This window comes from Winogradskyella undariae, assembly GCF_013285155.1.
Lineage (GTDB): Bacteria > Bacteroidota > Bacteroidia > Flavobacteriales > Flavobacteriaceae > Winogradskyella > Winogradskyella undariae.
On record NZ_JABTEL010000040.1, the window covers coordinates 1 to 2894 of the forward strand.

Sequence of the window (2894 nt, forward strand, 5' to 3'; positions counted from 1 at the left end):
TGATAATAATTACAGAAGTACTTTAGCAATAAATTAATAAGTTTTTACTTGTTTTTTACCACAGTACTTTGTTGGGCTTTCGTACTTTTTAATCTATGTCTTTTTTTAACTTATCAGGATTTTGTCGAGTGTCAAAAATTGTAATAATTTCTATTTCTTTTTGTTCAGCTATTATTCTGTAGAAAAATGTCGTTTGCTTTGTTACAACACATTTATAAAGATTCTTAAATTCCGATGATTTTGGACAACTATCAGGTTGATTTGATATTTGTTTGATTTTATCACTTAATTTTGAGATAAACTTGTCACGAGTTTTTACGTTCCACTCTTCCAGTAAATATTGAGATAGCTTTAGAAGCTTTGATTCGGCAAGTTCGGATAAGAATACTTTCATTAAGAAATTTTCTTTAGGAATGACTCGAAGGAAACTCGTTTTCCTTTATCCAATTCCTCAATACCTTTTTTTATTTCAGATTGTTCAGATAAAGACAATTCGTCCCAAAAATCTGCTTTTTCTTTTTTTACAAAGTCAGCTATTCTTTGGATGAAGTCAGTATTTTCAGTCTCCAAAATTGTTTTTAGCAGTTCAAGTTTTGTTGTTCGAATATCCATTTTAAAATTTCTTTAATTCAAATGTACAAAAAATATGATTCAGTACGGACGTTTTTTTGTATGAAGCCCAACGGTTTTGTGTATGGTTAGTTGCGTGTTTAAGCAACTAATTTAGTAAACGAAAACGAACGCGAGAAAATTCCGAAGGAATTTTCCAAATAAGCACTTGCCAAAGCAATTAATTATACACGTTGTTGTGTGCAGTTTTTTATTACATTTAGTTTGTTTACAGGCTTTGAGTAGTCAAATCCGAAATAAATATTTCCGTTTAGTTTTTCAATTCCGAAAACTTGCTCAAATTCCGTTTGAGTAATAATTCGGAAAGAGTAAATTCAACGTTCTATTCCGATTTAGAATAGTTAAATCAGTCGTGTTTTAATTCCGTTCTGTTGAAATTCGGTTGAAATTTCCTCGATTCTTTGGTTACATATTTTTTTCTCAATTGAAAATAAAATATTGAGCCTAAAACTGGAAAGAATAAAACTGCCAAAAGCCAAATAGTATTCATAGTTGGATTTTTAAATCTCGACCTTGTTATGTCCATAATTGCCCAAAACCATAATATAATGGTTAAAATTACAAATCCGATAATTAATGTTGTTTCCATAATTCTGTTTTTTTATTACTTAATTCTCTAATTCAGTACAATGTTTTTGTATTATACTGATATAGGTTGACTCTTTTTGGTTAATATTTAGACGTTCAAAAGATTTTTTTTCAGCGGTTTAGAAGGCAAAAAATAGTTTGAACTAGGTCAGTTCTTAAATCGTAAGTTCAGGTAAATTTACATTATTTTTTCGATAGGATTTGTATTTGATGTTTGGATTCAGATGGACTTCAGTAGGTTTTCTGAGATCCAGGCTAAAATGGGTTCTTAAATTGTTATAAATATAGACGGCTTGTTGTGTCATTTTTTTTGCTAATTCAGTGTTTTTAATGGTTTGTTTTAATCCATATTCATATTTAAGAGTTCTATTAATGCGTTCAGCAACAGCATTTTCGTAAGGATCGTATTGTTCAGTCATACTCATTGTAATTCCATTACCTTCAGCAAACTGTGTGTATTTGGGGTTGCAGTATTGGAAACCTCTATCCGAATGATGGATAAGCTTTAGATTGGGATATTTTCTATTTTTAATAGCCATAGCGAGCGCATCTGTGCAAAGTGATGTTCTCATATGGTTGTCGAGTTTATATCCCATAATCTGCTTAGAATAAGCATCTGTAACAATGGCTAAATAATTATGACCGTATTGTGTTTTAATATAAGTGATATCGCTGACCCAAAGTTGTTCAGGACGAGTAGGGACATGGTCTTTTACCAGGTTTTTATATTTTTTGTACTTGTGGTTTGAGTTTGTAGTGGTAATGTAATTTTTTGTTTTAGGAATTAAAAGGTTATTTAGTTTGAGGAAGCGATAGAACTTGTCTCTACCAATTTTAATATCAGCGCTTATAAATTCTCGTTTAAGTTCTTTATGTAGCTTAATACCACCAGTTTTTGAGCCTACTTTTTTACGGTAGTCTTTGACCATTTTAATCATTTTTTGATGATCTATTTCTTTTTTCTGTTGAGTTCTTAGTCTTTTGTAGAAGGCTTGTTTAGATATCCCAAAACATCCATAGAGCCATTTTCTTTTATACGCTGTTTTTTCTTTAACTCTATCTCTTTTGCTAATGTTTTGGGTAATGACTTTTTTGACATATCGACTCCTGTAATAAGTTCCATGTCAGCTATAATGTCTTGTTGAAAGTCTTTTTGAAACTCAAGTTCTTCAATCTTTTCCTTTAACTTTTTAATTTCATCGTTTTTACTCATACCCGTATTTTGTTGTACTAAAGTACTGTATTTTCTTAACCAATAGGTAATGGTTGTTCGAGGGATATCGTATTTTTTTGAAGCTTGGTTGTTTGAAAGCTGACCATTTAAGATTTGGTCAACGACTAAAAGTTTGGTCTCTAAAGTGGCTTTTTGGTAACTTTTTTTTCGCCAGTGTTCATTTTGTGTTTTCATAAGTGACTGTAATTAATTGCTTAATTTTTAGTCAACCTATTTCAGGAAAATTCATTCCTCAAATGCACTACAACGTTTATGTATAAGAATAGTTGTGGGTTTGTATGCGAGGATTTTCCGAAGGAAAATCAGACGTTACAAACACGCAACGACCTTTGATTAAGCACTAAGCCGCAATTATTTTTATACGTCTTAAGTTAGCATTTTAATAAAAACACTAAATTTAAGACCTATAAAAAGAAAGCACAAAAGAGAGGAATAAGGTTAA

5 protein-coding genes are annotated in these 2894 nt (G+C 30.7%); all 5 read right to left on the reverse strand.

Annotated features, from left to right (window positions below):
• Positions 1 to 88: 88 nt before the first annotated feature.
• Positions 89 to 394, reverse strand: coding sequence for a type II toxin-antitoxin system RelE/ParE family toxin (locus HSX10_RS18495; protein WP_173589737.1), 306 nt, complete (start codon positions 392 to 394; stop codon positions 89 to 91).
• Entirely contained in the window at positions 394 to 612 is a 219-nt protein-coding gene (locus HSX10_RS18500; protein ID WP_173589738.1) for a hypothetical protein, read from the reverse strand. Before HSX10_RS18500 ends, HSX10_RS18495 begins: the two co-directional genes overlap by 1 nt.
• 364 nt (positions 613 to 976) lie before the next feature.
• On the reverse strand, positions 977 to 1219 hold the full coding sequence (locus HSX10_RS18505; protein ID WP_173589739.1) for a PLDc N-terminal domain-containing protein: 243 nt from the start codon (positions 1217 to 1219) through the stop codon (positions 977 to 979).
• 154 nt (positions 1220 to 1373) lie between these two features.
• Positions 1374 to 2303 (reverse strand): IS3 family transposase, encoded by a 930-nt coding sequence (locus tag HSX10_RS18510; protein ID WP_173589741.1) that lies wholly within the window; start codon positions 2301 to 2303, stop codon positions 1374 to 1376.
• The gene (locus HSX10_RS18515; protein WP_173589740.1) at positions 2192 to 2626 is read right to left on the reverse strand and encodes a helix-turn-helix domain-containing protein; all 435 of its coding nucleotides are present in this window, start codon (positions 2624 to 2626) and stop codon (positions 2192 to 2194) included. The genes HSX10_RS18510 and HSX10_RS18515 overlap by 112 nt, the downstream gene beginning before the upstream one ends.
• Between the last annotated feature and the right edge of the window lie 268 nt (positions 2627 to 2894).

Coding starts and splice junctions, on each gene's coding strand:
- HSX10_RS18495 (WP_173589737.1), bottom strand. CDS start 394: ATGAAAGTATTCTTATCCGAACTTGCCGAATCAAAGCTTCTAAAGCTA.
- HSX10_RS18500 (WP_173589738.1), bottom strand. CDS start 612: ATGGATATTCGAACAACAAAACTTGAACTGCTAAAAACAATTTTGGAG.
- HSX10_RS18505 (WP_173589739.1), bottom strand. CDS start 1,219: ATGGAAACAACATTAATTATCGGATTTGTAATTTTAACCATTATATTA.
- HSX10_RS18515 (WP_173589740.1), bottom strand. CDS start 2,626: ATGAAAACACAAAATGAACACTGGCGAAAAAAAAGTTACCAAAAAGCC.